We start from the raw sequence: 24,377 nt of genomic DNA on the forward strand, positions 1-24,377 counted from the left end.
CCTTTTTATTTCAGTTATTAATAAGTTTATATATTCCATCATACCATTTTTGCTATCTTTTATAAAGTAGACCTTAAAAGTGTAAGAAATTTTTAAAGAATTTTTTAAAATTATTACAAAATTGTAACCTTTTTGTTGCATTTTACCCGAAAATATTATATAATAGGTATAGATTTTACAATAGATAAGAAATGCCTGTAATTAAATTGTAATAAAGAGAGGGAAAAGACAATGAAAAAAATTAATAAAACTGTCCTGCTCGCCTCGACATTATTTATAACTTCCGCTATCAACCTAGCTGATAATGCCTATGCTAATGAGGATGAAAAATTATTTGTCAAAGAGAGCGTGGATAAGCTTAGCGAGGATAGTGAAGATTTTGATAAAAACCAGGAAATAGAAACAAAGTCATATACAAATTTAGATTCTATTGATAAGGAACCAAGCCTTGAAGATCCTGATGTTCCTGTGGAAAATGAGGACAAGGCTCCTGTAGAGTCTTTAGACCAAGCTATCATGGAAATTTCTGAAGAAAATCCAAAAGAAAATACAAATGACGAAAACACCAAAAAAGAAAGAATTCCTGGAGTTATATATTATGACAATGAGAGTCTAGATAATCTTATTAAGGAAGCTAAAAACACTTCTAAAGAAGTAAGCGAACTCCAAAACGAACAAACAAACTTAGATGAAGAAAATTATTATACAGGTAATGCTGGTGGTTATTTTGTAAAAAATAATAACAAGCTTAACTATTATAGAAATAATAAACTTGTTAAAAACGCCAATATCATGGTAAATGGTAGGATTTATAGGGCTGGCAAGACTGGTACTATTTCAAAACCTAAAAATAGATGGCTAAATATTGGCAATGATATATATTACAACGATAGTAAGGGTAATATCTTAAAGGGTATTAGCCAAATCGGAAAGCAAAAGTTCTATTTCTCAAATGATGGTGTTCTTCAGAGAAATAAAAAAATCATTACCGAAGGTGTTTACTACGAGGTAGACAGGGTAGGTAAGATGAATACTGCCCCAAATAGATGGGTAAATGTCAACAATACCGTCTATAGAACCCTAGCTGATGGCAAACTTGCCAAGGGTGTAACTAGGATAGGTAATAAGGATTATATGTTTAGCAAGGATGGGGTTCTTCAAAAAAATAAGAAGATGATCCTTTCAAATAAATATTATGAAGTTGACCAAGCGGGCGTTGTTACAAACCCTAAGAATACTTGGTTTGCCCTTGAAGGCATCACATATAGGACTTTAGCGGACGGTTCTCTAGCTAAGGGACCAGTTGAAATCAACGGCAACTCCTATGTATTTAACTACAATACTGGTGCTATGATAACTGGTAGACCTTCAATTACCAACGGATTATATTTCAATATAGACAATAAAGGTATAGCAACAACTGTAAAAGACGATTGGGTAACATACGAAGGAAAGACCTTCCACACCAACTCTGCAGGCTATGTTCAAAAAGGTCTTTGGGAAATCAACGGCAACCTATATTTCTTTAATGACAACGGAATGATGGTTAATTCTACATTCAAGCAAAATGGTATAATATATAAGACCGACGAAAAGGGAATAGCAAGAATTTCTGGATATGAAGTAGTAGGTGATAGAAGCATCGACTCTACAATAGAATGGATGTTTAAGGCTAAAAACAGCGGAATGACATACCATATGGGTCACCTAAGGAAAACAGAAAAGGCAGCTGACTGCTCTTCTGCGGTATTTAGGGCTTTGATTTACGGAGGATTCTTAAAATCAGATGCCTATGTAGGCAATACAGAAACCCTATTTTCTATGGGAGATAAGGGCGATGTAATGTATGAAATACGTCCAGACGAGATTGACTACGGTGATATTTTCGTAGCAGGAGTTCCTGGCAAGTCACTTGGGGAAGGCGGCCACACAGGCTTTATTCTAAATAAAAATCAAGATACAATTATCCACATGAACTACTCAGGTAACGGCGTTACAGTAACACCAAGAGTAGGAAACATGGGCGATAAGTCAGGAAGACCTGTAAAATATTACAGACTTAAAAATGCAAAATCCAACAGGACCTTTGTAAACAAAAAATAAGATGAATATTAAGAAAACTAGGCAATTTTGCCTAGTTTTTTTGTGGAAACTTTTCAAAATTAGATCAAAAACTCTTTTAAAATTCAATTTAAATATAAAAAAATATTTAAAAATCAACATTTCGGGTATAAATATAGGGTACACGTTTTTTAATGATATAAAAATAAAAAGGAGAATTTATGAGTGAACAAGGAAATAAAGATCAAAAAATGACTAAAAAAAGCCTCTTAGGCAAGGCCCTACTTTTGATAGTGGCCATCCTTTGGGGGTCTTCTTTAACTGTGGTCAAGGTTGCTCAAGAGACCTTTAGACCAAATATGATTTTAGCGATTAGGTTTACAGTATCAGCCCTAATCTTATCTATAATTTTTTGGAAAAAATTAAGAGAAATGACAAAGGACGATATGAAAAGCGGCCTTATAATAGGGATATTTTTGTTTTTGGCCTATTCAGTTCAAACAATTGGTGTTGGTTACACTGATCCAGGTAGGTCTGCATTTTTATCAGCTTCTTACTGCGTAATTGTGCCATTTTTGGCATGGTTTGCTATGAAGAAAAGACCTGATAGATTTAATATAATAGCTGCAGCCTTTACTATAGTAGGAATATATTTTGTATCTATGGCTGGTGGTGATGGTGGATCAGTCTTTGACCAAGGTAAGGAAGCCATCATGGGTGACGGTTTTGCCCTCCTATCAGGACTTTTGTTTGCAGCTCATATAGTTGCTGTAACCAAGCTATCCAAGGACAAAGACCCAATTTTGATGACCATCCTCCAATTTATAATGGCGGCTGTTCTATCCATAATAGTAACTTTGGTCTTTGAAGATAATTCAGCCATAGTTTTGACTAAGAAAGCTGTCCTTGAGGTAGGCTACCTTGCAGTAATGTGCACAACTGTGGCCCTTCTTTTACAAAATATCGGCCAAAAATTTGCAACAGCATCATCAGCTGCCCTAATTTTGGCAACAGAATCCATTTTTGGTATCCTAATCCCAGTCTTTATGGGAATTGAGTCCTTGACTAGAAATAAGATTATAGGTTTCATCCTAATTTTCATAGCCATCCTTATTTCTGAAACCAAACTAAGCTTCTTAGGTTTTGGTAAGGATGATGATAAGGTTGATGAAAAATCAGGAGAAAAAGACAAGTCAAATTCTTGATTACAAATAGGATCAAAATCCCAGTTTAAACTGGGATTTTTTTCTTGCCTATAAAGGGCAAGTCTGTGTAAAACTTTGTGAATATCTTGATTTATGCAAAAATCTTTAAAATAATTTGTGAATAATATACTATAAAAAGAATAGTCCCTTTTTGGTCTTGATAAAAATGAACAAAGGATTTCCTTCTTATGATAATGAGGTTTATCACTCTAAAGCCTTATCAAAAAGTGAAAGAAGATACAAATAAAATAACATTTTTCTTGATATAAAGATAAACTAATGCATAAATATAAACTTAGATAAAAATAAATACAATAAACAGCCTTGACAAAATCACATTAGCAGGATAAAATAATAAACTATAAAAGCTAAATAATTTTTAGGGGGAAAACAATGAAAATGAAAAGAATATTCTCGACCATGATGGCTCTTGGCCTTGCAGCTACACTTGCTGCCTGTGGTGGAGAAGATGCTAAAAAAGATGATGCTGCTGATAAGAAAGACGATCAATCAGTAGATAAAGCAGAAGATAAAAAAGACGATAAAGACGCCGCTGATGAGAATGCTCTTTCTGATGATGAAAAGGCAGAACTAGAAGGCTTTGAAAAACAAACCGCAGATGATACCCTAGTTGTAGGTACTTCTGAAATGAGTGGGGACTTTTATGGTTCTTGGTCAAATAACTCATATGACGTTAAGGTTAGACGTTACATAGGTACAGAAGGTAACAACGCCTACCTAACCATGGTTCAAGACGAAGGCGGCCAATGGCAAGCAAATATGACTGTTCTTGAAAAAGAACCAGAGACAGTTAAGAATGCAGATGGTTCAGAAACAACCACTTTTACAATCAAAAAAGATTTGAAGTGGTCAGACGGACAGCCTATCACAGCTGATAACTACTTATTTGACATGCTTTTCCATGCTTATCCATCTTATCAATTGGTAACTGGATCTTTCACCATAGGTTCAGATTCTGTTAAGGGATATGAAGCCTATAAAGCAGGTGATGATGATAAGTTTGAAGGTCTTGAAAAAGTTGATGATTACACATTTAAGGTAACAACTGACGCTTCTTATTTGCCTTATTATGAATCAGCATTCTTAAAACAAGTGATGCCTTTCCCAATTCACGCTATCTCTGATAATATAGCAGTAGCTCCAGAAGGAAACAAGATAGTTGCTAAAGACGGATACCAACCAACAGAAGAAGAAAAGAAAAAATATATAGAAAATATCGACGCTCAAATAGCTAAATCAAACGAAGATTTCAATGAACAAACTCCAGCTCCAGCTGATGATGCTTCAGAAGATGAAAAGAAATCCTATGATGAGGCTAAAAAAGCTCACGATGAAGAAGTTAAAAAACTTGAAAGCCGTAAATCAGGCGATATTGATGCAACAAGCATGCTAATTGAAGAAGCTATGCAAAAAGAATTCAATGAATATAGGATTAAGCCAACAGTTTCCTGTGGACCATACAAGTTTGATTCTTACGAAAACAACATGGCAAGGCTTAGCCTAAATGAAAACTACGCTGGCAACTTCAAGGGCGAAAAAGCAACTATTCCACATGTAATAGTTCAATATGTAAATAGTAAAATCGCAATCGACCTACTAGAAAATGGTGACATCGACCTTTGGGAATCGGAAGCTGAAGGTGCTCTAATCGATCAAATGAGAGCTGCAGCTGACGAAGGTAAGATTGGTGGTTATAACACATTTGAAAGAAATGGTTATGGTAACGTAGTATTCCTAACAGACAGGGGAGCTACAAAATATAAAGAAGTAAGACAAGCTATTGCTCACTTGATGGATAGGAACTCTTATGTTCAATCCTTCGCAGGCGGCTACGGTGTAGTTACAAATGGTATGTACGGTACAAGCCAATGGATGTATAAGGAAAGAGGAGCTGACCTTGAAGCAAGCCCAGACTTTAACAAGTACACCCTAAACCTAGATAAGGCAAATGAACTATTAGATGCTACTCCTTATAAATTTGAAAAAGATGGCAAAACTCCATGGGATAAGGCAAAAGCTGACGAAGAATATTCAAAGAACCCAGACGGTTTTGACTATTATAGGTACGATGAAACAGGTAAGAAACTTCAAGTTAACCAATACGGTTCTGATGAATCTCCAATTACAACCCTAATCTCAAACCAAGTACCAGTAAATGCTAAGCAAGTTGGTATGGAATACAATGTAACAGCAGGATCTTTTGCTACCCTCCTTGATTACTACTATCACCCAAAAGATGACGCTGAATATACAGTATTCAACATGGGCTTAAGCTTTGGTACACCATTCGATCCATGGTTCCAATATAACTCAAAAGGATCTGACAACATGACAAGGACCAACGATCCAAAGGCTGATGAATTAACAGTCAAACTACGTCAGACAGACCCAGATGATAAGGAAGGCTACCTAGATACTTGGGAAGAATTTGAAAAATGGTACAACGACTACCTACCAGAAATCCCACTATATTCAAACCAATACCACTCAGGCTACACTGCAAGGGTTAAAGGTTTTGATATCAACACACCAGTTTGGGAATCTGAATATCAAATCAACGCAATGAGTTTAGATAATAGCAAAAAATAAAAACCCTAACAAGATTAAGTACACAGCAAAGCAAGGATTTATCCTTGCTTTTGTTGTGGGAAAATTTTTGGATAGCCATTCAAATTTATAAATAAGACTGGGTTCTAAGGAAATTGGAAAATAGAATCGAATCAAAGGTTAAAAATGAAATCAATATTGATTGGAAATTAAATAGAAAATAAAATCCTAACTGACTGGAGAAATAATAAATTAAATAAAATATAATAAAATTTAAATAAAACCAAAGGGTGGAAAATCCCAGGCAAAATTTTGAAAATATAGGAATTATTTCCTGTATATTATTCAAGGTAATTCATTTTAAAAACTAGCTCCATATTCTACTTAAAATTAGATTTTGAAAGAATTGACAAATATGACTTCGTTATATGTTTAATTAGGTAGAGAGATAAGCAGAATTGAAAGAACTTCCATAAAAATTTAACAAAGTCCTTGAAAATCTGACAAGATATAAGAATAATTATTCATAAAACTGAAAGGCTAAACGCTCTAAAACTTGACAAAAACGGTTTAATAGGATAAAATACTATACTATAAAAAGTTACTTAATTTTTAGGGGGAAAACTTATGAAAATGAAAAGAGTATTTTCATCACTTATGGCCTTAGGCCTTGCAGCAACCCTTGTTGCATGCGGTGGAGATAAGGCAGAAGATGCCAAAGAAAAAACAGACGACAAGGCAGCAGAAGCTCCAGCTGATAACAAAGAAGCTCCAGCTGAAGGCGAAGAAGGCAAGGAAGACGAAAAAGCTGAACTTGAATCTTTCGACAAACAAACTGCTGATGACACCCTGGTAATCGGTGCTGTTCAAGAGTTTAACGGAGACTTCTTACAAGGTTGGACAAACAACTCTATGGACGTTAAGGCTAGAAGATTCCTAGGTATCGAAGGAAACAACGGTTATGGAACAGTTGTTCAAGACGAAGGTGGTCAATGGATTAACAACATGACCGTTCTTAAAGAAGAACCAGAAACAGTTAAAAATGCTGATGGATCTGAAACAACAACCTACAAGATTAAAGAAGACCTAAAATGGTCAGATGGTACACCAATCAACGCTGATAACTACCTATTTGGTTCACTTCTTCACACCTATCCATCATACCAATTAGTAACAGGTTCAACATCAATCGGTGATGACTCACTAATGGGATATGAAGCATACAAAAATGGAGACAAGGATACCTTTGATGGTCTTAAGAAGATTGATGATTACACATTTTCTGTAACAGTAGACGCATCATTCCTACCATACTACGAAGAAGCTGCTCTTAGGGGATATGGTCCATACCCAATCCACGCTGTAAGCGAAAACCTTGCTGTTGCTCCAGAAGGTAACAAGATTGTAGCAAAAGATGGTTACCAACCAACAGAAGAAGAAAAGAAAAAATACATCGAAAACATCGATACTCAAATAGCTAAGAATAACGAAGACTTCGAAGAAAACAACCCAGCTCCAGCTGAAGATGCTAACGAAGATGAAAAGAAAGCTTACGAAGAAGCTAAAAAAGCTCACGATGAAGATATAGCCAAACTTGAAAAGAGAAAAACAGGTGACGTTGATCCAACAAGCATGCTTATCGAAGATGCTATGCAAAAAGAATACAACGAATACAGAATTAAGCCAACTGTAACAGCAGGACCATACAAGTTTGATTCTTTCGGAAACAACATGGTTAGAATGAGCATCAACGAAAACTACGCTGGTAACTTCAAAGGTGAAAAACCAAGCATTCCACACGTAATTCTTCAATATGTAAACAAAAATATCGCAATCGACCTACTTGAAAACGGCGACATCGATATTTGGGAAGCTGAAGGTGAAGGCCCACTAGTTGACCAAATGAGAGCTGCAGCTGACGAAGGCAAAATCGGTGGCTACAACACATTTGAAAGAAATGGTTATGGTAACGTAACATTCCTAACAGACAGAGGAGCTACAAAATATAAAGAAGTTAGACAAGCTATCGCTCACCTAATGGATAGAAATAACTTCGTACAATCATTCGCAGGTGGCTACGGTGTAGTTACAAATGGTATGTATGGTACAAGCCAATGGATGTACAAAGAAAGAGGAGCTGATCTTGAAGCTAACCCAGAATTCAAGAAATATCAATTAAACCTTGATGAAGCTAACAAACTTCTTGATAAAACACCATTTACATTCGAAAAAGACGGTACAACTCCATGGGATAAGGCAAAAGCTGATGAAGAATTTGCTAAAAACCCAGACGGATTTGACTACTATAGATATGATAAAGATGGTAAGAGACTTCAAGTTAACCAATATGGTTCTGATGAATCTCCAATCACCACCCTTATCTCAAACCAAGTACCAGTAAATGCTAAACAAGTAGGTATGGAATACAACGTAACAGCTGGTTCATTTGCAACCCTTCTTGATTACTACACTAATCCAAAAGAAGATGCTGAATATACAGCATTCAACATGGGTACAGGATTTGGTACACCATTTGATCCATGGTACCAATATAACTCTAAAGGATCTGATAACAAGACAAGAACAAATGATCCAAAAGCTGACGAACTTACAGTTAAACTTCGTCAAACAGATCCTACAAAGAAAGAAGAATACCTAGACAACTGGGAAGCTTTCGAAATGTGGTACAACGACTATCTACCAGAAATTCCTCTTTACTCTAACCAATACCACACAGGTTATACAAAGAGAGTTAAAGGATTCGATATCAACACACCAGTTTGGGAATCTGAATACCAAATCAATGCCATGAGCATCGAAAAATAAGAATAAAATTTAAAGGCAGGGCCATACGGCCTTGTCTTTTTTTGTGAATATGGAATGAATAAAAAAATGTTTTCTTGGATTAAACTTATATTTGTTTTAGAGAAAATTTCACGAAAATAATTCTCCTGTGGGCGTTTTTGACGGTGGCTAAGAGTTAACAATCACAGAGTGTAAAACTTGTTGGTTTAAATAACAAATCATGGAAAAAATCTTGTTAAAATAGATAAATATACAATCATATCTAACAAAGCGTGTAAAAGCTTGACAATAAAAGTTTAATAAGTTAAAATCAATGTATAAAGTAAGACATTTTAGGGAGGAAAGAATGAAGATTAAAAAAGTATTCTCATCACTTATGGCTTTAGGCCTTATGACAACGATTGCAGCGTGTGGTGGAGGAGATAAAGCAGACCAAGCCACCGACGCAGATCCTAATCAAGGTCAAGAAACACCAGCAGAAGGCCAAGAAGGTCAAGAAGGTGCAGAAGAATCTGTAGAAAACTTTGCCAAACAAACATCAGATGATACCCTTGTCGTTGGTGTAGAAGAAATCAACGGCGACTTCATCGGTGGTTGGACAAACAACAAAACAGACGTAAAAGCCAGAAGATACATGGGTATTGAAGGTAACAACGGCTATTCAACAGTGGTTCAAGACGAGGGTGGCCAATGGGTAAACAATATGACAATTCTCGAAAAAGAACCAGAAATCGTCACCAATGAAGATGGATCAGAAACAACTACCTTCACAATCAAAAAAGACCTTAAATTCTCTGATGGTAGTCCAATCACAGCTAAAAACTATGTTTTTGGACCACTTTTATCATCTCATCCAGCCTACCAAGTAGTAACAGGCTCAACCAACATCGGTGCTGATACTATCAAGGGTTATGAAGAATATCACAATGGAGATAAGGATTTCCTAGATGGATTAGAATTAGTAGATGACTATACCTTCAAGGCAACAATTTCATCTGACTTTTTACCATATTTTGAATCAGCAGCCCTAAGAGGTTATGGCCCATTCCCATTCCACGCTATTACAGATAACCTAACAGTTTCTGAAGATGGCAAAAAACTTGTGGCTAAAGAAGGCTACCAAGTAACAGACCAAGATAAGGAAAGATATTTCAAAAACCTTGATACAACCATCCAAAAAGCCAAGGAAGACTTTGAAGATGACTGGTCTTTCATTGATAAAGCTGATGACGTAACTGAATCTGAAAAACAAGAATACGAAGAAGCTAAAAAAGAACACGAAGAAAAAATCAAAGAACTTGAAGCTAAAAAAGATGGCGACGTAGACCCAACAGAACTTCTTATAGAAGATGCTATGCTTAGGGAAGCCAACGAATATAGGGCAAATCCATCAGTAGTAGATGGTCCTTATAAGTTTAACTCTTTTGCCAACAACATGGTTAAACTCGATCTAAACGAAAATTACGCTGGTAACTTCAAGGGTGAAAAGGCTACAATTCCTCATATTATTTTACAAACTGTAAATAAAAATATAGCAGTAGACCTACTTGAAAACGGCGATATCGACCTTTGGGAAGCTGAAGTTGACGGTGCAAAGATCGACCAAATGAGAGCTGCAGCTGAAGCGGGAAAGATTGGTGGCTATAACACATTTGAAAGAAATGGCTACGGCAACGTAACCTTCCTAACAGATAGGGGAGCAACCAAATATAAGGAAGTAAGACAAGCTATCGCTCAATTAATGGACAGAAACTCTTTTGTACAATCTTATGCAGGCGGCTACGGTGTAGTAACCAACGGTATGTACGGTACAAGCCAATGGATGTATAAGGAAAGAGGAGCTGATCTTGAAAATAATCCAGAATTCAAGAAATACCAACTAAACCTTGAAGCAGCAAACGCCCTTCTAGATAAAACCCCATACAAGTTTGAAGCAGACGGCAAGACTCCTTGGGATAAGGCAAAGGCAGATGAAGAATTTGCTAAAAACCCAGATGGTTTTGACTACTACAGATACGACGAAAACGGCAAAAAACTTCAAGTTAACCAATACGGTTCTGATGAATCTCCAATTACAACATTGATTTCTAACCAAGTGCCAGTTAACGCTAAACAAGTTGGTATGGAATATAATGTAACAAGTGGATCATTCGCAACCCTACTTGAATACTATAACTTCCCTAAAGAAGACGCCGAATATACAGCCTTCAACATGGGTACAGACTTTGGTACACCATTTGACCCTTACTACCAATACAATTCTAAGGGCTTCGATAACAGAACAAAAACCAACGATCCAAAGGCAGATGAGTTAACAGTTAAGCTTCGTCAAACAGACTCTAAGGACAAGGAAGGCTACCTAGATACTTGGGAACAATTCGAAATGTGGTACAACGACTACTTGCCAGAAATTCCTCTATATGCTAACCAAAACCACTCTGGTTACTCAAAGAGAGTAAAAGGCTTTGATATCAATACTCCACTTTGGGAATCTGAGTATCAAATCAATGCCATGACAATAGAAAATTAAGGATAAGAAAAATAATTAAAGAAATCCCCGCTTAAATGCGGGCTTTTCTTTAAATAAAATTGTTTTTTACATCCGATGAAAATTATGGTGAAATTCTTATCAATATTTACAAAATTTTATAAATATTCATAAAATGTATGAAATAAGCCTTATCATTTGTAAAACTTCAGGATTTTTATAAACTATAAGGTTGACAAAAAGACCGAAATATTATAGTATTGTAGGTATAAATTATATGATTTAGGATTGGGCGTAAAATTAATTGAAATATTTAACCAATACATAAAAGCCCGCCTAAATCAAAAGAGGAAGGATATATATGTTACGTTATATAGTTAAGAGAATAATAAACTTAATACCAGTAGCTCTTATCATATCTATCATGCTTTTTGCCTTCTCCAAGGCCATGCCAGGAGACCCTATCCAGGCAATGATCCCTACCACAGGTAGGATGACCAAGGCGCAAAAAGAAGAGATGTATAAGAACTTATCAGCAAGGTATGGCTATGACAAGCCTCTACCAGAACAATATGTAAGATGGTTAGGCAGGACACTTAAGGGCGACTTTGGTGAGTCTACCAGAGTTAGAAGACCAGTTAAGGAATACCTATCTGAACCACTTAAAAATACAGTTTACTTAAATATCGGTTCTACAATAATTTCCTTTGTACTTTCGGTGCTAATAGGAATTAGGTCGGCGACCCGAAAGGGGGGCATCTACGACAAGACGGCCCAAACATTAACCCTAGTAGGTCTATCTATACCGACCTTCTTTATAGGACTTATAATGATCTTTTTCTTTGCCTTTAGGCTAAAGATGTTCCCAGCAAATGGTATGCCTAGGGAAAATACTTTTGGAGAATGGGTAAAATACCTAACCCTACCTACTCTAACACTAACAGTAGGTTCGCTTGCATCCCTTTCTAGGTATGTAAGAAACTCCATGCTAGACGCTCTTGACCAAGACTACATCAGAACAGCTAGGTCAAAGGGTCTTAAAGAAAAAACAGTAGTATATTCTCACGCCTTTAGAAACGCGTTAATTCCAGTAGTTACAGCGTTGACATGGGCGGTCCTTGGCATGTTCTCAGGTTCTGCTATCACAGAGAGGATTTTCTCCTACAGGGGAATCGGTAATGAGCTTATTTCTGCGGTAATGGCGCAAGACTACAACGTAATCCTTGCCCTATCAATGTTCTATGCCATTCTTACCCTTCTAGGCAACCTCTTAATGGATATAGCCTATGCCCTAGTAGATCCAAGAGTTAAGTTGGAGGCTTAGTATGAATAGAAAATTAAAAAAACCATTTAAATCTTATTTTGGCTTCCTCAAGACTTATTTTTTGAGAGGATTTACCTTTGCAAGTGGCATGGAAGATAACCCTACACCAAGCCCAGAAAATGAAGGTCCAACAAATGACCTTAATGCAAATTTAGAAGGTGGCCCACAGGAAGAACCAGAAAATGATAGGCTAAAAGAAGAAGCCATTATGTCACCAGGTAAGGTTGCCCTTAGAAACTACTTTAGAAACCCACTTGGTGTTATAGGACTTGCTATGTTTATAGCAATTGTTCTTGTAATCTTTGTTGGTTCAAAGATGCTACCATTTAACCAATATTACTCACAAGGTAACCTAACCAACGTTTCTCCAGGAGCGGGATATATGAATTATCCAAGCGAAATGGAAAAAGAAGGCGTTGAAAAAATCTCAATAGGTAATACATTTGCCATTGGTCTTACAAAAGAAAATAACATCTATGTTTGGGGTTCAAACAACGAAGACGATGTTTTAACAATCCCAGAAGATGTTAAAGAAAAAATCAAAGGCAAAAAAATAAAAGACGTAGCAGCTGGTGATAGACACATCTTAATTGCTACAGAAGATAATGAAATCTATGGTTGGGGTAATAAGACTTTTGAACAAACAAAAGTTCCACCAATGCAAGAAGCCAAAATCAAAGAAGAGGGAATTGCAAAACTTGGCGGTGGTACCCAATATTCAGTTGTACTTACAAATAAAGGAAACCTTGTAATCTGGGGTTCAACACTCGCTTCAAGGCTTGATATGATCCCATCTGCCATCCAAGGCCAGGTAGTGGACTTTGATTGTAACACAATTAACGTAATAGTAACTAAAAAAGATGGGTCTGTTGACCTCCTTGGTGTAAGAGGTGCTGAAAATGATACAGCTATGCCTGCTGAACTTAGAGAAGGCAAGGTTAAGGCTAAAAAAGCAGTTCTTACAGCCAATTCCGCAGCAGCTCTTACAGAAGATGGCAAACTTTATGTTTGGGGTCCATCTAGAGATAAGTTATCTGGAGACTTTATTCCAGAATTTGATGCTAAAATCGTAGATATAGAAGCAAGTGATTCAATTATTTCAGTTCTTGACGAAAATGGCAAGGTTCACCAATGGGGTATTGAAAACTATGGAGAGCTTGATACACCTGATGGCGAATTCGACCAAATTTTCTCAAACTACTTCAATGTCTACGCAGTAAATAAAGAAGGAAAAATTAATACTTGGGGACTAAACGGATTTAGGTTTGGTTCAGATGACCAAGGTCGTGATATCTTCACAAGACTTATCCACGGCGGCAAGATGACCATGGTAATTTCCCTAATTTCAACAATCATCCAAATCGGACTTGGTGTTTTAATAGGTATGGTTTCAGGTTTTGTCGGCGGTAGAGTTGATAATATCTTAATGAGGATTTCAGAGATCGTTGCATCTTTCCCATTCTACCCAATGCTTATTTCCCTATCTGCCCTCCTACCTCCAGGAGCTAGCCAAGAGCAAAGAATAACCATGGTTATGATTCTTTTAGGTATCCTAGGTTGGACAGGACTTGCACGTTTGGTACGTGGACAAATCCTTGCAGAACGTGAAAGGGATTATATTACAGCTGCCAAGGCCCTTGGTGTAAGGGATTGGTCAATCATGGTTAAGCACATACTCCCTAACGTCCTATCAATTGTTATAGTAAATGCGACAATTGGTTACGCAGGCAACCTTCTTACTGAAAGTGGTCTTTCATTCTTAGGTTTCGGTGTTCAAGAGCCTACACCATCTTGGGGTAATATGCTTACAGCTGCCCAAAGTTCGGATGTACTAAACACTTACTGGTGGAGATGGGTATTCCCAGCCCTTGCAGTATTCTTGACATCATTCTCAGTTAACCTTATTGGTGATGCCCTAAGAGATGCAATCGACCCAAGAGCAAACGAGAGATAGGTGAAATTATGAGCTTACTAGAAATAAACAATCTTCATACCTACTTTTCTACAAGGCGTGGTCTAATCAAGGCTGTTAACGACGTAACCTTGTCTGTTGACGCTGGAAAAACCTTAGGTCTTGTAGGTGAGTCCGGATCTGGTAAGAGTCAGACAGCTATGAGTATTCTTCAACTGTTTGAAGCTAACCAAAAGATCTATGGTGGTGAAATAATCTTTGATGGAGAAAAAATCTCCGAATATAAAACAAGCCAAATGGAGCATATCAGGGGAAATAAGATTTCTATGATCTTCCAAGAGCCAATGAGCTCCCTAAACCCTGTATTTACTGTAGAAAAACAGCTTTCAGAAGTACTTATGCTTCACAAAGGCATGAATAAAAAAGAAGCGGCTGAAAGAGTTGAAGAACTTCTTGCAGCTGTTAAAATCCCAAACCCACACGTAGTTACCAAGCAATATCCATTTGAACTATCAGGTGGTATGAACCAAAGGGTTATGATAGCCATGGCCCTTGCTTGTGAGCCAAAGCTTCTTATAGCTGACGAGCCAACTACAGCCCTCGACGTAACTATCCAAGCCCAAATCCTAAGGCTAATGAATGACCTTAAGCACAAGGCTAGCACATCAATCCTCTTTATCACCCACGACCTTGGTGTTATTAATCAAATGGCTGATGAAGTAGCTGTAATGTACTGTGGACAAATCGTTGAGCAATCACCAGTAGAATTTATTTTCAAACGTGATATAACAGACTTTAACCACCCATACACTGTAGCCCTTCTAAACTCTATCCCATCTATCACTTCAGATAGGAATGAGAGATTAGACATCATACCAGGAAGCGTACCTCACCCATTAAACCTACCAGATGGTTGTAAGTTTGCGGCAAGGTGCAAATTTGCTACAGAAAGATGTATCAAAGAGATGCCAGAATTACAGGCAGTAAATGAACACCAATTAATCAGGTGCCATTACCCAAATAGAAAGGAAAGAGAAGATGGAAAATAAAGACAAGAAGGTCTTATTTAAGATAAGAAACCTCAAAAAATATTTCCCTCTTAAGAAAAAAGGCTTTTTTAACAAAGGCCCAGGCGAATATGTACACGCCAACGAATCTATATCTATAGACATCTATGAGGGTGAAACACTTGGTCTTGTAGGAGAGTCAGGCTGTGGTAAGTCTACTTTCGGAAGGACACTTCTACAAATTTATGAACAAACAGAGGGAACAACCCTTTATTACGGAAAAACTCTAGAAGAACTTGCTCCAGAATACATGGGCAAGATGATTGGTAAAATCCCATCAAAATTCCCTAACTACCACAAGGAATTAGATGAATTAAATAAAATCTATGAAGATTTAGAAAAATCTGAAACCGACGAAGACAGGGCAATGAACAACGAAAAAGCCATGTTCAAACGTCGTGCAATCGAAGAAGAATACCTAAATATGATAAGAATTGCCGGTGGACTTCTAGCTTCAGATGACCTAGGCAAGGTAGCAAACCTCCTTAACGGAGAATACCAAGTCCTAAAGGAAAGAGCTAAGGTTTATACTGACATAGAAGAATTTGAGCAAAAAGCTCAAATGATGGTAAGAACCTGGGATGACTACTACAAAATCCTAGATGAAGATCCAAAATATAAGGAATTAAAAAATAAGGCTGATGAAATAAGTAAGAGAGTTGAAGAAAAAAGAGCTGAAATTGAAGCTTACAGAGATACTCTTAGGGATAAAGAAGGCTTTGACGAGCTTGAGAGTCAACTTGACACAGGTATCGACCTTTCAGAATTAAACAAGGAAGAGATGAGACAACTCCGCAAGGACCTACAAATGATCTTCCAAGACCCTTATGGATCACTAGATACAAAGATGACTGTAGGAAATATCATCGGTGAAGGCGTACTAGGCCACGATTTATTCAAGTCTAGAAACGAAAAAGGCTACAACGAATATATCCAAGAAACAATGGAAAAATGCGGTCTCGCCCCATACTTCCTTCATAGGTATCCTCACCAATTCTCAGGTGGACAAAGACAAAGAATAGGTATAGCAAGAGCCCTTGCCCTAAAACCAAGCTTTATAGTTTGCGATGAGGCGGTATCTGCCCTTGACGTATCTATCCAGTCACAAATCATAAACCTTCTTCAAGACTTAAAAGAAGAAAACAACCTAACCTACCTCTTCATTACCCACGACCTTTCAGTTGTAAAATATATATCTGACAGGATTGGTGTAATGTATCTAGGTGTAATGGTAGAACTTGCTGATTCTGAAAAGATATTCGCAAACCCACTCCACCCATACACAAAGGCCCTACTTCAAGCTATACCAAGAACTGACGTTGATCAAGGTCAAGAGCTTGCAATAATCGAAGGCGATATTCCTTCAGCTGTAAGGCCACCAAAGGGATGTAGGTTCCACACTAGGTGTGAATACGCTATGGACATCTGTTCACAATTTGAACCAGAACTCAAAGACGTTGGCGACGGCCACTTCGTTGCCTGCCACTTAATGGATGTATCTGAAGAAGAAAAAGAAAAAGCCCACGCTAAGGTTATGGCAGAAAGAGCCAAATTAGACAAAGAATTAGAAGAAATTAGTGCTATATGAAAAGACCAATAGACAGGTTTAAGGGAAAAACTAGAGAGGAAATAGAAGCAAAAGAAGATCTCCTAGACAGGGACAACCTAGAAAGAGGCGATAAGCTGGCAATGTTTCTAGCAGCCATGAGAGTCTTCATGCCCTTCGTCCTACTTCTCCTCGCCCCAATATTTTTAATAGCATTCTTTATGTAAAATGTGAAAACCAGGATTTTTATAAATTCTGGTTTTTTTATTGTCCACTTTAGTGAGTTGAGCGAACGAAAGAGAGCGAAACAAAAAACCACCTGCTATGCAGGTGGAGGGATTTAGCTTTAGCTTCAAGCACCAAGAAAACCTCCTTAAAGTATAATTGTGATAGTCACATGCACAATTAAACAAGGAGGTAATCATGGATAAAAATACTTTATCACATACAAGCTGGAGATGCAAATATCATATAGTTTTTGCGCCAAAATATAGAAGACAAGTAATATATAGACAACTAAGGAAAGATATAGGAAGCATACTTCGAGAATTATGTTCAAGAAAAGGAGTAAACATAATAGAAGCAGAGTTATGCCCAGATCATGTCCATATGTTGGTAGAAATACCACCAAAATATTCAATATCACAAATAATGGGATATTTAAAAGGAAAAAGTTCGCTGATAATATTCGATAGACATGCCAACTTAAAATATAAATATGGAAACAGACATTTTTGGTGTAGAGGATACTATGTAGATACTGTAGGCAGAAATGAAAAGAAAATAAAAGAATATATACAAAATCAATTAAAAGAAGATTATTATGCTGACCAAATAAGTATAAAAGAATACCATGACCCGTTTACGGGAGAGTCAGTAAATAAAAACAAATAAAAAACTGCTTCAGCAGTAGTTGGGATAGTGGTGCATGTGATGGAATATTCGGAGCCCCAATAGGGGCGTGCCGGTATTCGCGCCTTATAGGCGCTGCACAAACTACCAGCTAAGCTGGTAGTTTTGATTCCAGAAAACCATTAATAGTTTTTTATCCGAGATAAAGTATCTTTTTTTGTTAATCTGAGATTAACTTTATCTTATATTATTTCTAGGTCATTTACATGACCCCTTCGTTCATAGGGGGAACCCAAGGGGGCGGCAGATGCCCCCTCACCGGTTCCCCCTAAGACCCCCTTACGCTACACCCCCGACTGCTCCTTGGCGGAGTGCGAGACCAGAAGTTTGCCTTTCGGCAAACCTCTTTAGTAGAGGGAATGACTTCGCATTAGTTTACGTATCTCCCAACTGATTTCTAATATTCAAGCCCCTAAAAACTGATAACTCGCTACGCTCAAACAATCAGTTTTTTTAACGGGGCTTTCTATTAGAAATCCTTGCCCGATAAAGGGGAGAATTGGTCTTGAAGTTCCAGATTTTGCTAGGCTCGTTTGGCTTTCGCCAAACATTACTAAATTAGTGTTTATTTTAAAACAAAGAAGTGAAAAATCTCAAGGTCGAGTATTTTAAAATGCCAAGCCTCCGTAAAGAAAATTGCACTGACAGCTTTTTTACAAATAGAAATATAGTAGCTACTGTGAACTAATTTTCAAATAAAAAGCACAAGTCAGACGAGATTGCAATTTTTAGGAGGATTGGGATTTTAAAAAGTAAGAAGATAGCAATACTAAAACGAAGACGAAAACCATATTTAAAAAAGATTTTCGAAGAAAATCTACCTTATTTGCTCCCCGCCATAGGGGCCGCCTGGGGGTGTAACGGTGAGGGGGTACAAGGGGGAGTCCGATGAGGGACCATTCGGAAGGTCCCTTGGGGCTCCCCCTTGAAACGAAGATTCAATTGTGAATACAATCATAAATTATAATAAAAAAGAAATATAATTTATCTAGGATATAAATAATGAACCTTTGGGGTTCCCCCAGATACGGAGGAGTCATGTAAATGGCTGAAATAAATTAAAAGATAAGATTGAAATATAAAATACAAATTAAAAAATAAATTATCTTGGATAATAGATCAAAAAATAATATAATAAAATGATGAGGTAAAAATAAAAAAGCGCCAGATCCTTTTGGGATGACGAGGGAGGAAGTTATCGAAAATTCGGCGGGAGCTTCCTGGGTTCACAGCCTTAGTGTTAGACAAAAGCAGAGAGTAATTTCTGTGACAGAGAAGACACAGTGGCCTCATTAAAAAATTAATAAGGAGGCACTATGTGCGGAATAGTTTGTTATAAGGGAAAGCTTGATGCAAGAGAAGTAATCGTTGATGGGCTTTCTAAGCTTGAGTACCGTGGCTACGATTCAGCTGGTCTTGCGGTGATTAATGGGGGATTAATATCTGTGGTTAAAAAAGCAGGCAAGATTGCAAATCTCAAAAAAGCCCTTGAGGCAAACCCTATCAGTGGAAATATTGGTATTGGCCACATCAGATGGGCGACCCATGGGGAAGCAAGTGATATAAATAGCCACCCTCACCTTTCAAATAAGGGTAGAATTGCCGTAGTCCATAACGGTATTATCGAAAATTACAGGGAATTAAAGAAAGAACTCGAAGACGAAGGCTACATTTTTAAGTCAACTACAGATACAGAAGTTATAGCGGTTTTAATTGAAAAATATTACGGTGGCGACCTTTTGGAAGCTGTTAAAAAAGTCAAGGAAAGGTTAGAAGGTTCTTTTGCTTGCGGGATTATTTCAGCTGACGAGCCAGGAAGGTTAATCGGAATGAGGGTAGAAAGCCCACTTGTAGTTGGCCTTGCTGGAAGCGACATAATCATGGCAAGTGATATTCCTTCCCTACTAAAATACACTAAGGACGTAATTTATTTGGAAAATGGCGACCTTATCGACATTACAGAAGACGGCTATACTATTTATGACGGAAATAACCATAAAGTTAAGAGGGAAATCACAAAAATATCTTGGTCTGTGGATGCAGCCACAAAAGGCGGTTACGACCACTTTATGATTAAGGAAATCAATGAACAAGGGCCAGCTATTAAAGAGCTATTGAACTTAAATATAAAAAATAATGAAATTCATTTCGACGGAGATTCCTTGACCAAGGAAGAAATCGAGAAATTTAAGAGAATTTACATCGTAGCCTGCGGTACAGCCTACCATGCGGGTTTAGTTGGAAAAGTTCTTCTTGAAAGATTGGCAAAGATTCCTGTAATTTGTGATCTTGCCTCAGAATTTAGGTACAATGAGCCTTTCTTAGATGAAAATACTCTTGTTATCCTAATTTCCCAATCAGGGGAGACTGCAGACAGCCTCAAGGCCCTAAGGCTTGCCAAGGAAAAAGGAGCAGAGACCCTTCTTATTACCAACACCCTAGCCTCATCCATGGATAGGGAAGCGGACAGGTCTTTGTATTGTTATGCTGGCCCAGAAATTGCCGTTGCATCTACCAAGGCCTACACAACACAAATCATAAATTTATATCTCCTTGCCTTAGATTTTGGCCATAAATTAGGCAGGCTTGATAAAAACACCTATGATGAAATTATTAAAAACTTAAGGGAAATTCCAGAAAAAATTGATCAAATCCTTTCTGATGACAAGGATATAAGGGATTTTGCGGAAGAGATAAAGGATGAAAAGAGCTTATTTTATATAGGCAGGGGGCTTGATTATGCAACAAGTATTGAGGCTGCCCTTAAGCTAAAGGAAGTTTCTTACATCCATACCGAAGCCTTTGCGGCAGGTGAGCTAAAGCATGGAACAATTTCCCTTATTGAGGAAGATACCCCAGTCATTGCCATCATGACCCAGAAAAATCTCACTGCAAAGACCCTATCAAATGTAGAAGAGGTCGTTGCTAGGGGAGCGAATGTCTTTATTATCACATCTCACAAGGATTCCAGAATGGAAAAGACAAGTGGGAAAATTTTTGAAATCCCAGAAACTATGGACATTCTCTACCCACTTTTAACAGTAATTCCAGCCCAGCTAATGGCCTATTACACTTCTGTTGCCAAGGGCATTGATGTTGACAAACCAAGAAATCTGGCCAAATCTGTAACTGTCGAATAATTTTAGTTTAGTAAACCGAATTTAGGGGTAAAAGAGAGTTTGAGAGTAAAGGAGGTTTTTATGAGATTTAAAGATAAGTCAGTAGTTGTGACAGGAGCAAGCTCAGGAATTGGCAGGGAAATTGCCAAGGAATTTGCCCAAGAAGGTGCAGTTGTAATAGCTGTAGCTAGGAGGGCAAATCTCTTAGAAGAATTAAAAGAAGAATGCAAGGACTTTGAAGGAAGGATAGTGCCTTTCCCAGGTGACCTAACAGATGGTGATTTTGTAAAGGCCATGCTTCAAAAGGCCATAGACGAAACTTGCAAGCTTGATGTTTTGGTCAACAACGCTGGAATTATGGATGATTTCATTCCTTTAGGAGAACTTGAAAGAGATTTCTATGACAGAGTTATGGAATTAAACCTAAATGAACCAGTTTTTGCCATGAAAGAAGCAATTAATATAATGCGTAAACAAGGAGGTGGCAATATTGTAAATGTCAACTCCCTAGCAGGAGTAGCTGGAGCTAAGGCAGGTGCAGCTTATACAGCAAGCAAGCACGCCCTCCTAGGTATTTCCAAAAACTCAGCCCATATGTACAAAAAAGACGGAATTAGGATTAATTCTGTCATTCCAGGTGGAATTGAAACTGGAGTTGTGGGAGATTATTCAAAAATAAACCAATTTGGCCTTGGCAGGGTAATGGCAGCTATAGAAGCAGACAACCCAATGGGCCAACCAGTTGATATAGCAAAAGCTTGCCTATTTTTAGCAAGCGATGACGCTAAGTTTATTAACGGAGCAGGCCTTGTTGTAGACGGCGGAGTCCTAGCAGCTGAATAATATAAGCAATAAAAAATGGATCATCTAGATCCATTTTTTTCTTTGCAATAATTTTAATTTTCTATTTTCTTTACTTCCTCAATTACCTCTTCAGGAATCATCTTATTTGAAAAATAAAGAAGGCTTGCTGTTAAAACTGCATCGTCTATATAGCCCACAAATGGGAAGATATCAGGGATGACATCTGCTGGTAAAAATATATAGGCTAGGGAAAATACTGCGAGAATCTTTGCCATAAGAGGGGTTTCCTTGTTTCTTAGGGCCCTAAAATATCTTGGTATCATTTTTCTTAATTTATTCATAAAAACTTCCTTTTATTAAACTTATATTTTAAATATCTTAATTTCTAATATCATTATACTAGCAAAAAACAAATGTCAAGCCAATAATATTAATAATTAATTTTAAAACCGAAGAGAAATTATTCTTTAGGCAAAAGTCAGTCTTTGGGTATAATACTATAAAGAAAGAAGGTAGAAATGGGATTTAGATTTAGAAAAAGTATAAATTTAGGCAAGGGCTTTAGGATAAATATGTCCAAGTCTGGCCCGGGATTTTCCTGGGGTGGCAAGGGCTTTAGGGTGACTAAAAAAGCAAATGGTGGCTTTAGGACAACTGCCTATATACCAGGCACAGGCCTTTCCTACCAAAAAGATTTCTCAAACCCCCTTGGCGGTGGATCAAAAAAAGCAAATAAAAAAGTAAGTGGCCAAAGACAAATAGAAGAAAACGAGACTGAGTCAAGAGACTTTGGCCTTGATTTTAAAAACCTAGAATCAACAGGCCTTAAGGATGTCTTAGACCAAGCGGCTTATGAATATCCTCTAAGAAAGCCGGGTTTTGGTATATTTATTTTGGGAATCATACTTACATTCATCCAGCCTTTCCTTGTTATAATTGCAATCCTTGGAGCCCTTATGTATTTTTACAAAAAGGCAAATCCTGTTGAAATCGAATACGATTTTGAAGGTGGGGCCAAGGATGAATATGACCTTACCAATAAACTTTTGGCTGGAATTTTGGAAAGCGATGCGGTTTGGCTGGTCGAAGGAATAGAAGCAGATGATGATAGGAATTTAATCACAGCGAGAAAAGAATTAAAGATTAAGGATGGTCTTTCTGGTGATTTATCAACAAATGTTAAGGTCCATAGCCTTGTGGCAGGAGATTTGACCTTATCCTTCCTTCCAGATGCCCTTTTGATAAATAAAAATGGGTCAAATAAGGCTCTTGATTACAAGGACCTAGAAGTTGACCTAAGGAGCGAAAATTTCCTAGAAGAGGAAAAAATTGCCGACGCGACCCTAATAGAAAAGACCTATCTCCACACTAACAAGGACGGGGGACCTGATATGAGATACAAGGACAATCCAGAGGTCAACCTTGTGGAATATGGGGTTTTGGAGATGAAAAACAAGGATATTAACCTAGTAATTGTCTTTTCAGACACAGTTATAGATGGAAAATAATGTTATGATGGAAAATAAGATGGGAATTGATTTAAGAAAAAGAAATTTTATAGCCCTCAAAGATTTTTCTGAGAGGGAAATTTTATATTTAATAGACTTAGCGGCAGAATTTAAAGAATTGAAAGCCCAAAGAAAACTTCACAAATACCTAGAAGGGCAAAATATTATCCTTCTTTTTGAGGAGGCTTCAGCAAGGACTAGGACTTCCTTTGAGATAGCAGCGGCTGATTTGGGAATGACTACATCCTTTATTAACTACACCCAGGCAAAAATGGGCGAAAATGAATCGATTGAGGATACCATTTCTGTCTTTGATCGATATTACGACGGGATTGTCTATAGGGGCCACGAGCAAGACCTCCTAGAAAAATTGGTAAAAATTACAGAAGTGCCAATTTACAATGCTATGACAGATATGTTTCATCCTTCTCAGATGATTTCAGATATGCTTACCATTAGGGAAAAATTTGGATATCTAAGAGGCCTAAAACTTGCATATCTTGGCTATCCTGGCGATATTATGCCTAACTCTCTAGTCATCACTTGTTCAAAACTTGGTATAGATTTCGTAGGCTGCGGACCAAGGAAGTTTTTCCCGAGAAAAGACTTGGTCAGACTTTCTAGGAGATTTTCCGACAAGCACGACTCAGATGTAATTTACACAGATGATATAGAAGAAGCAGTTGCAGATGCCGATATAATCTACACTGATATGTGGATTGCCCTTACAGAAAAGGACGACCCACCTATGGACAGGATAAGGAGGCTTTATCCTTACAGGGTAACTGATGAGGTCATGGCCATGTGCGATAAGGATGCGATTTTTATGCACTGTCTGCCAGCCTTCCACGATCACAAGTCAAATCTAGCAAAAAAAGTCTTAGCCAAACTCCCAGAAGATATGAAAGATTGGGATTTTAATGGGATGGAAGTTGCTGATTCGGTCTTTAGGTCTGATAAATCCATGGTTTTCGACCAAACTGAAAACAGGATTCCTGCTGTGAAGGCGATTTTATATTCAACCTTAAAATACGATTAGAAAAAAGCTGGTAGAAATT

General features: G+C 37.5%; 16 protein-coding genes. 15 read left to right on the forward strand and 1 reads right to left on the reverse strand.

The features are described from left to right. Positions 1 to 231: 231 nt before the first annotated feature. From K8P03_RS03800 to K8P03_RS03860, 13 genes are all read left to right on the forward strand, one after another. Positions 232 to 2,103 carry a peptidoglycan amidohydrolase family protein gene (locus K8P03_RS03800; protein ID WP_223418405.1) on the forward strand — a complete coding sequence of 624 codons (1,872 nt, stop codon included), beginning with the start codon at positions 232 to 234 and terminating at the stop codon, positions 2,101 to 2,103. A gap of 179 nt (positions 2,104 to 2,282) precedes the next feature. Further along, positions 2,283 to 3,266: a DMT family transporter gene (locus tag K8P03_RS03805; protein ID WP_223418407.1), complete on the forward strand. Its 984-nt coding sequence runs from the start codon at positions 2,283 to 2,285 to the stop codon at positions 3,264 to 3,266. A 393-nt stretch (positions 3,267 to 3,659) separates the two neighbouring features. Further along, positions 3,660 to 5,876 (forward strand): ABC transporter substrate-binding protein, encoded by a 2,217-nt coding sequence (locus K8P03_RS03810; RefSeq protein WP_223418409.1) that lies wholly within the window; start codon positions 3,660 to 3,662, stop codon positions 5,874 to 5,876. A gap of 585 nt (positions 5,877 to 6,461) precedes the next feature. Next, positions 6,462 to 8,660, forward strand: a complete 2,199-nt coding sequence (locus tag K8P03_RS03815; RefSeq protein ID WP_223418412.1) for an ABC transporter substrate-binding protein — start codon at positions 6,462 to 6,464, stop codon at positions 8,658 to 8,660. A 325-nt stretch (positions 8,661 to 8,985) separates the two neighbouring features. After that, positions 8,986 to 11,169, forward strand: coding sequence for an ABC transporter substrate-binding protein (locus K8P03_RS03820; RefSeq protein ID WP_223418415.1), 2,184 nt, complete (start codon positions 8,986 to 8,988; stop codon positions 11,167 to 11,169). Between the two features lie 319 nt (positions 11,170 to 11,488). Then, positions 11,489 to 12,451: an ABC transporter permease gene (locus K8P03_RS03825; protein ID WP_223418418.1), complete on the forward strand. Its 963-nt coding sequence runs from the start codon at positions 11,489 to 11,491 to the stop codon at positions 12,449 to 12,451. 1 nt (position 12,452) lies between these two features. Beyond that, positions 12,453 to 14,405: an ABC transporter permease subunit gene (locus K8P03_RS03830; RefSeq protein ID WP_223418420.1), complete on the forward strand. Its 1,953-nt coding sequence runs from the start codon at positions 12,453 to 12,455 to the stop codon at positions 14,403 to 14,405. Between the two features lie 8 nt (positions 14,406 to 14,413). Next, positions 14,414 to 15,412 (forward strand): ABC transporter ATP-binding protein, encoded by a 999-nt coding sequence (locus K8P03_RS03835; protein ID WP_223418423.1) that lies wholly within the window; start codon positions 14,414 to 14,416, stop codon positions 15,410 to 15,412. Beyond that, the gene (locus K8P03_RS03840) at positions 15,402 to 17,018 is read left to right on the forward strand and encodes an ABC transporter ATP-binding protein (RefSeq protein WP_223418426.1); all 1,617 of its coding nucleotides are present in this window, start codon (positions 15,402 to 15,404) and stop codon (positions 17,016 to 17,018) included. Before K8P03_RS03835 ends, K8P03_RS03840 begins: the two co-directional genes overlap by 11 nt. Next, positions 17,015 to 17,203 carry a hypothetical protein gene (locus K8P03_RS03845; protein ID WP_223418428.1) on the forward strand — a complete coding sequence of 63 codons (189 nt, stop codon included), beginning with the start codon at positions 17,015 to 17,017 and terminating at the stop codon, positions 17,201 to 17,203. The genes K8P03_RS03840 and K8P03_RS03845 overlap by 4 nt, the downstream gene beginning before the upstream one ends. A gap of 196 nt (positions 17,204 to 17,399) precedes the next feature. After that, positions 17,400 to 17,870, forward strand: a complete 471-nt coding sequence (gene tnpA / locus K8P03_RS03850; RefSeq protein ID WP_223418082.1) for an IS200/IS605 family transposase — start codon at positions 17,400 to 17,402, stop codon at positions 17,868 to 17,870. Positions 17,871 to 19,204: 1,334 nt separating this feature from the next. Then, a complete protein-coding gene (gene glmS / locus K8P03_RS03855) occupies positions 19,205 to 21,028 on the forward strand; it encodes a glutamine--fructose-6-phosphate transaminase (isomerizing) (RefSeq protein ID WP_223418430.1) in 1,824 nt (607 codons plus the stop codon). Positions 21,029 to 21,088: 60 nt separating this feature from the next. Next, entirely contained in the window at positions 21,089 to 21,850 is a 762-nt protein-coding gene (locus K8P03_RS03860; protein WP_223418432.1) for an SDR family NAD(P)-dependent oxidoreductase, read from the forward strand. 53 nt (positions 21,851 to 21,903) lie between these two features. Here the strand turns inward: K8P03_RS03860 and K8P03_RS03865 are convergent, their stop codons facing one another. Continuing rightward, positions 21,904 to 22,152, reverse strand: coding sequence for a YkvA family protein (locus tag K8P03_RS03865; RefSeq protein WP_223418434.1), 249 nt, complete (start codon positions 22,150 to 22,152; stop codon positions 21,904 to 21,906). 177 nt (positions 22,153 to 22,329) lie between these two features. Between K8P03_RS03865 and K8P03_RS03870 the strand changes: the two genes are divergently transcribed. Together K8P03_RS03870 and argF are read left to right on the forward strand one after the other, a co-directional pair. Next, positions 22,330 to 23,319, forward strand: a complete 990-nt coding sequence (locus K8P03_RS03870; protein ID WP_223418437.1) for a DUF4236 domain-containing protein — start codon at positions 22,330 to 22,332, stop codon at positions 23,317 to 23,319. A 4-nt stretch (positions 23,320 to 23,323) separates the two neighbouring features. Then, positions 23,324 to 24,358 carry an ornithine carbamoyltransferase gene (gene argF, locus K8P03_RS03875; protein WP_223418439.1) on the forward strand — a complete coding sequence of 345 codons (1,035 nt, stop codon included), beginning with the start codon at positions 23,324 to 23,326 and terminating at the stop codon, positions 24,356 to 24,358. Positions 24,359 to 24,377 lie beyond the last annotated feature (19 nt).

Origin of the sequence: Anaerococcus murdochii (genome assembly GCF_019957155.1) — a bacterium.
In the GTDB taxonomy this organism is placed as follows: domain Bacteria; phylum Bacillota; class Clostridia; order Tissierellales; family Peptoniphilaceae; genus Anaerococcus; species Anaerococcus murdochii.